Source organism: Pseudomonas sp. NBRC 111139 (assembly GCF_001753955.1).
GTDB classification, from domain to species: domain Bacteria; phylum Pseudomonadota; class Gammaproteobacteria; order Pseudomonadales; family Pseudomonadaceae; genus Aquipseudomonas; species Aquipseudomonas alloputida.
The window spans coordinates 84461-91941 of the sequence record NZ_BCBP01000037.1 but is presented as its reverse complement, the minus strand read 5'-3'; the positions used below and the strand labels follow the sequence as shown (position 1 = coordinate 91941).

General features: G+C 62.0%; 5 protein-coding genes. All 5 read left to right on the top strand.

What is annotated here, in order from left to right; translation table 11 throughout:
* The coding region (dnaE, locus tag BJQ17_RS15365; RefSeq protein ID WP_139139787.1) for a DNA polymerase III subunit alpha at positions 1-2179 on the top strand (2179 nt) is incomplete at its 5' end.
* A gap of 106 nt (positions 2180-2285) precedes the next feature.
* Complete coding sequence (locus BJQ17_RS15360; protein WP_003252323.1) at positions 2286-3233, top strand: acetyl-CoA carboxylase carboxyltransferase subunit alpha; 948 nt, start codon at positions 2286-2288, stop codon at positions 3231-3233.
* 169 nt (positions 3234-3402) lie between these two features.
* A complete protein-coding gene (tilS, locus tag BJQ17_RS15355) occupies positions 3403-4686 on the top strand; it encodes a tRNA lysidine(34) synthetase TilS (protein ID WP_054888938.1) in 1284 nt (427 codons plus the stop codon).
* A 267-nt stretch (positions 4687-4953) separates the two neighbouring features.
* Entirely contained in the window at positions 4954-6582 is a 1629-nt protein-coding gene (locus BJQ17_RS15350; RefSeq protein ID WP_003252329.1) for a CTP synthase, read from the top strand.
* A gap of 3 nt (positions 6583-6585) precedes the next feature.
* Positions 6586-7431: a 3-deoxy-8-phosphooctulonate synthase gene (gene kdsA, locus BJQ17_RS15345; protein WP_003252332.1), complete on the top strand. Its 846-nt coding sequence runs from the start codon at positions 6586-6588 to the stop codon at positions 7429-7431.
* Positions 7432-7481 lie beyond the last annotated feature (50 nt).

Sequence of the window (7481 nt, the reverse complement as noted above, 5' to 3'; positions counted from 1 at the left end):
AGTGCAAGGCAAATCCTATGGCCTGGCCGACCGCCTGTCGAAGATGATCCCCTTCGAAGTGGGCATGACCCTGGAGAAGGCCTACGAGCAGGAAGAAATCCTGCGTGACTTCCTCAAGGGCGACGAAGACGCCCGTGAAATCTGGGACATGGCCCTGAAGCTGGAGGGTGTGACCCGGGGTACCGGCAAGCACGCCGGTGGTGTGGTTATCGCACCGACCAAGCTCACCGACTTTTCGCCGATCGCCTGTGATGAAGAGGGTGGTGGCCTGGTAACCCAGTTCGACAAGGATGACGTCGAGGCCGCCGGCCTGGTGAAGTTCGACTTCCTCGGCCTGCGTACCTTGACCATCATCAAGTGGGCGATGGAGATCATCAACCGCGAGCAGGCCAAGAAGAACCTGCCCGACCTCAACATCGACTTCATCCCGCTGGACGACCGCAAGACCTACGAGCTGCTGCAGAAGGCCGAAACCACGGCGGTGTTCCAGCTTGAATCGCGCGGCATGAAGGAGCTGATCAAGAAGCTCAAGCCCGACTGCCTGGAAGACCTGATCGCACTGGTTGCGTTGTTCCGCCCGGGCCCGCTGCAATCGGGCATGGTGGACGACTTCATCAACCGCAAGCACGGCCGCGCCGAGCTGGCCTACCCGCACTCCGACTACCAGTACGAAGGCCTCAAGCCGGTACTGGCGCCAACCTACGGCATCATCCTGTACCAGGAACAGGTGATGCAGATCGCCCAGGTGATGGCAGGTTATACCCTGGGTGGCGCCGACATGCTGCGCCGGGCCATGGGTAAGAAAAAGCCCGAGGAAATGGCCAAGCAGCGCGGTGGTTTCATCGAAGGTTGCGTAGCCAACAATATCGATGCGGACCTCGCCGGTAACATCTTCGACCTGGTAGAGAAGTTCGCGGGCTACGGCTTCAACAAATCCCACTCCGCCGCCTATGGCCTGGTGTCGTACCAGACCGCCTGGCTGAAAACCCACTACCCGGCGCCGTTCATGGCCGCGGTCCTGTCGGCGGATATGCACAACACCGACAAGGTGGTGGTGCTGGTGGAGGAGGTGCGCAGCATGAAGCTGCGCCTCGACGCGCCGGATGTGAACTTCTCGGACTTCAAGTTTACCGTCAACAACGACGGCCGTATCGTCTATGGCCTTGGTGCCATCAAAGGTGTCGGCGAAGGCCCTGTGGAGGCGATTGTCGAGGCCCGTGCCCAAGGCGGTCCGTTCAAGGACCTGTTCGATTTCTGTGAACGCATCGACCTCAAGCGGGTCAACAAGCGTACCCTTGATGCGCTGGTGCGCAGTGGCGCGCTGGACCGCCTTGGCCCGCACTTCCATGACGAGATCAAGGCCTACCACGCCAATATCGACATCAACCGGGCAACCTTGCTGTCGGCGCTGGGCGAGGCCATCAAGGCAGCCGAGCAGGCCGCACACACCGCTGACAGTGGCCATGTCGACCTGTTCGGCAGCATGTTCGACGCGGCAGATGTCGATGTGTATGCCAACCACCGCAAGGTGCGCGAGCTCACCCTCAAGGAGCGTCTGAAGGGGGAGAAAGACACCCTTGGCCTGTACCTCACCGGCCACCCGATCGACGAGTACGAGACCGAGATCCGCCGCTTCGCCCGCCAGCGCATCGTCGACCTCAAGCCGTCGCGCGAAACCCAGACCATCGCGGGCATGATCATTGCGCTGCGGGTGATGAAGAACAAGAAGGGCGACAAGATGGGCTTCGTCACCCTGGATGACCGTTCCGGGCGGATCGAGGCATCGCTGTTTGCCGATGCCTTCATGGCGGCACAGTCCTTGCTGCAGACCGATGCGATGGTGGTGGTGGAAGGCGAGGTCAGCAATGACGACTTCTCCGGGGGCTTGCGCCTGCGGGTGAAGCAGGTGATGACCATGGAAGACGCACGCACCAAGCTGGCCGAGAGCCTGCGCCTGAAGGTGGCGCATGACGCACTGAAGGGCGACCGGCTGAAGTGGCTGGGCGAGCTGATCACCCGCCATCGCGGTGCCTGCCCGATCACGCTGGAGTACACCGGCAGCGACGCCAAGGCCATGCTGCAGTTTGGCGAGCAGTGGGCGATCGATCCGGCCGATGGGCTGATTCAGGCGCTGCGTGACCAGTTCGGGCGTGAGAACGTCTTCCTGCAATATCGTTGAACCGACAAAAATTTAATCTCGACCTGAATGCGCCTGATCCCTTAAGGTATGGCGCCAAACGGATCAACCGGCCGGCCGCCTGGCCGTAGACCCAAGACGGATGACTATGAACCCGAATTTCCTCGACTTCGAACAGCCGATTGCCGACCTGCAAGCCAAGATCGAAGGCCTGCGCCTGGTGGGCAACGACAACTCGCTGAACATCAGCGATGAAATTGCCCGTCTGCAAGACAAGAGCAACACCCTGACCGAAAGCATCTTCGGCAACCTGACCAGCTGGCAGATCGCCCGCCTGGCCCGTCACCCGCGTCGTCCATACACCTTGGACTACCTGGAGCACATCTTCACCGAGTTCGAAGAGCTGCACGGGGACCGTCACTTCTCTGACGACGCCGCCATCGTGGGTGGTACTGCGCGTCTGGACGGCAAGCCGGTCATGGTCATTGGCCACCAGAAGGGCCGTGAAGTGCGCGAGAAAGTGCGTCGCAACTTCGGCATGCCGCGCCCGGAAGGTTACCGCAAGGCCTGTCGCCTGATGGAAATGGCCGAACGCTTCAAGATGCCGATCCTGACCTTCATCGACACACCGGGCGCCTACCCGGGTATCGACGCCGAAGAGCGCAACCAGAGTGAAGCCATCGCCTGGAACCTGCGGGTCATGGCACGCCTGAAAACCCCGATCATCGCTACCGTGATCGGTGAGGGTGGTTCCGGTGGGGCACTGGCCATTGGCGTGTGCGACCAACTGAACATGCTGCAGTACTCCACCTACTCGGTTATCTCGCCGGAAGGCTGTGCTTCGATTCTGTGGAAAACGGCCGATAAAGCAGCAGACGCGGCCGAGGCCATGGGCATCACCGCCGAGCGTCTGAAGAGCCTGAACATTGTCGACAAGGTCATCCAGGAGCCGCTGGGCGGCGCCCACCGTGACCCGGCCAAGATGTCCGAAAGCATCCGTGCCGATCTGGTGCAGCAGCTGGACATGCTCGGCAAGTTCGACAACGATGCGCTGTTGGCCCGTCGTTACGAGCGCCTGATGAGCTACGGCCTCTGATTCTGATTAGCCCTGGGGCCGTTTTGCGGCCCTTGTGATTGATGGCACCGGCTTCGCCGGTGTTCGCGGGTAAACCCGCTCCTACAGGTTGCGCTGCCCTTGAGGCTTGCGCCGTACATGTGGGCGCGGGCATGCCCGCGAATGCTTTCTTGAATCGAGCGAGGGCTAGATGATCAACCTCACTCCTTGGCTCAACGCCCCCACCTGGCACGTCGCCTTCTCCGGCGGCCTCGATTCCACCGTCCTCCTGCACCTGCTGGCCGAATACGCCCGCAACCACGCCTCCCCCCCGCTGCGCGCCATCCATATCCACCACGGCCTGCAAGCCGCTGCCGACGCCTGGCCCACCCACTGCCAAGCCATCTGCGACAATTTCGACGTTGAACTCCAGGTCATCCACGTCCAGGTCTCCCCTGGCGCCAGCCTGGAACAGGCGGCCCGAGAGGCCCGCTATGCCGCCTTCAGGCAAGTGCTCGGCCCGGGCGATATCCTGTTCACCGGCCAGCACCGCGACGACCAGGCCGAGACCCTGCTATTCCGCCTGTTGCGCGGCGCCGGCCTGCGTGGCCTGGCGGCAATGCCGGGGCAGCGGGCGCTGGGGCAGGGCAGCCTGGTCAGGCCGTTACTGGCCTGTTCCCGGCAACATTTGCAGGATTATGCCCAAGCCCAAGGGCTGACCTGGATCGAAGACCCGTCAAACGTCGACACACAATTCGCCCGCAACTACCTGCGCGGCGAAGTGATGCCGCAGTTGCAGCAACGTTGGCCACAGGCCAGCCAGAACTTCGCCCGTGCAGCAGAGCATCTGGGCGAGGCGCTGGGTTTGCTGGACGAGCTGGCCCAGGAGGATCTGGCGCTTGCGCGCAAAGGGGCGCCTCTCGCCTGGCCGGGGCTGGATTCCCTCGACCTGGCCGCCCTGCTGGCGTTATCGCCGGCCCGTCAGCGCAATGCCTTGCAGTACTGGCTTAGCCAGCGCACCCGTTTGCCCGATACCCGGCACTGGGCCGGCTGGGCAGACCTGCGCGATGCCGGTGCCGATGCCCGGCCAGTCTGGCGGCTTGCCGATGGACGGTTGGTGCGTAGCCACGGGCGCATCTGGTGGTTGAGCGGTGATTGGCTACAGCAACCGGCTGGCTCGCTGGCCTGGCCCGACCCTGATGGGCCGTTGCGGTTGCCGGGCAATGGTTGCGTGCGTCTTGTTGGCGCAGCCGTGCCGAGCGGGTTGCGCATTGCCTACCGTCAGGGGGGGGAAATGCTGGAGGTTCCCGGCCGTGGTCGGCGGGACCTCAAGCGCCTGCTCAACGAACAGCAGGTGCCGCATTTCCTGCGCTCGCGCCTGCCGTTGCTGTATCACGGCGAATGCCTGCTGGCGGTGGCCAACCTGCCCGGGCTGGTGCAGGCGGATTGCCAACTGCACTGGCAGTTACCGACGAACGCGCAAGGTTTGAGCTGAAGGGTACATTCCGGTAGACTACCCTCCCTTCTTGATACAACTTCTGTGGGTTCCGCGAAAACACAGGAGTTGCCGATTACCAAGCAGTTTTTTGCCGAGCTGATTCTGGAAATGACGAGCGAACGCCATGCCGGGTATACCCTGGCTGTACAGACGCGGCAGTTTTTCGAGATGCACTGTGATTGACGCAGGTGATCGGGGGCTTCGGCCTTCCTTCGCTTTCTCCGGCGGCGCTGGCCGCCTTAACGCAGACTTCTAGGGTTTTTCATGACGCGCTACATATTCGTCACGGGCGGTGTTGTTTCTTCATTGGGGAAAGGCATTGCCTCGGCTTCCCTGGCGGCCATCCTGGAAGCGCGGGGCCTGAAGGTCACCATGCTCAAGCTGGATCCGTACATCAACGTCGACCCGGGCACCATGAGCCCGTTCCAGCACGGTGAAGTTTTTGTCACCCACGATGGCGCCGAGACCGACCTCGACCTGGGGCACTACGAGCGGTTCATCCGCACCACCATGACCCAGAACAACAACTTCACCACTGGCCGTATCTACGAGCACGTGCTGCGTAAAGAGCGTCGTGGTGATTACCTGGGCGCGACCATCCAGGTCATCCCGCACATCACCGACGAAATCAAGCGTCGCATCATCAAGGGTGCCGGCGATGCCGACGTGGCCCTGGTGGAAATCGGCGGTACCGTGGGTGATATCGAGTCGCAGCCGTTCCTCGAGGCGATTCGCCAGCTGCGTGTCGAAGTGGGCTCCAAGCGTGCCATGCTGATGCACCTGACCCTGGTCCCGTACATCGCCACCGCTGGCGAAACCAAGACCAAGCCGACCCAGCACTCGGTCAAGGAGCTGCGCTCCATCGGCCTGCAGCCTGACGTGCTGATTTGCCGTTCCGACCACCCGGTGGATGCTTCGTCGCGTCGCAAGATCGCGCTGTTCACCAACGTTGAAGAGCGTGCGGTGATTTCGCTGGAAGACGTCGACACCATCTACAAGATCCCGGGCGTACTGCATGCTCAGGGCCTGGACGACTTCGTCGTCGAGCGCTTCGGCCTGCAGTGCAATGGTGCCGACCTGTCCGAGTGGGACAAGGTGGTTGATGCCAAGCTCAACCCGGAGCACGAAGTGACCATCGCCATGGTCGGCAAGTACATGGAGCTGCTGGATGCGTACAAGTCGCTGATCGAAGCGATGAGCCACGCCGGCATCACCAACCGGACCAAGGTCAACCTGCGCTACATCGATTCGGAAGACATCGAGAACCAGGGCACCAGCCTGCTTGAAGGCGCCGATGCCATCCTGGTACCGGGCGGTTTCGGCCTGCGCGGTGTGGAAGGCAAGATCACCGCGGTGCAATACGCCCGTGAGAACAAGGTGCCGTACCTGGGTATCTGCCTGGGCATGCAGGTGGCCGTCATCGAATTCGCCCGTAACGTGATGGGCTGGAAAGACGCCAACTCCACCGAGTTCGACCGTAACAGCGGCCACCCAGTGGTCGGCCTGATCACCGAGTGGGCCGATGCCACCGGTGCCGTCGAGACCCGCGACGAGGCTTCCGACCTGGGCGGCACCATGCGCCTGGGCGCACAGGACTGCCAGCTGGCTGCCGGTTCCAAGGTGCACGACTGCTACGGCAAGGACGTGATCACCGAGCGTCACCGTCACCGCTACGAAGTGAACAACAACCTGCTGCCACAACTGGTGGAAGCTGGTCTGGTGGTTTCCGGCCGTTCCGAAGACGGCGCGCTGGTGGAAGTGGTCGAGTCCAAGGACCACCCATGGTTCGTCGCTTGCCAGTTCCACCCGGAGTTCACTTCGACGCCGCGTGACGGCCACCCGCTGTTCAGCGGCTTCGTCAAGGCAGCCCTGGCTCAGAAGAACAAGGCCTGATCGATGACCCAGAAGATCATCCGCGTCGGTAACATCGAAATCGCCAACGACAAGCCTTTCGTCCTGTTCGGCGGCATGAATGTTCTGGAGTCCCGTGACCTGGCGATGAAGGTCTGCGAAGAGTACGTGCGGGTTACCGAGAAGCTCGGTATCCCGTACGTGTTCAAGGCCAGCTTCGACAAGGCCAACCGTTCGTCGGTAACGTCCTACCGTGGCCCTGGCATGGAAGAGGGGCTGAAGATCTTCGAAGAGATCAAGCGCACCTTCAACGTGCCGGTGATCACCGACGTGCACGAGCCTTACCAGGCCGAGCCCGTCGCCAAGGTATGCGACATCATCCAGTTGCCGGCTTTCCTGTCGCGGCAGACTGACTTGGTAGTGGCCATGGCCAAGACCGGCGTGGTGATCAACATCAAGAAGGCTCAGTTCCTCGCACCTCAGGAAATGAAACACATCCTGGCCAAGTGCGAAGAAGCCGGTAACGACCAGTTGATACTCTGCGAGCGTGGTTCGAGCTTCGGCTACAACAACCTGGTGGTCGACATGCTGGGCTTCGGCATCATGAAGCAGTTCGACTACCCGGTGTTCTTCGACGTGACCCACGCCCTGCAGATGCCGGGTGGCCGCGCCGATTCCGCCGGCGGCCGTCGTGCCCAGGTCACTGACCTGGCCAAGGCCGGCATGAGCCAGGGCCTGGCCGGGCTTTTCCTCGAAGCCCACCCCGATCCGGACAACGCCAAGTGCGATGGCCCATGCGCCTTGCGCCTGGATAAACTGGAGCCGTTCCTGGTCCAGCTCAAGCAATTGGACGACCTGGTGAAAAGTTTTCCGACGGTAGAAACCGCGTAAAGCTCATTTCTCGGGTAAAGTACCGCCCGATCCACCCCTGACCAGTCGGT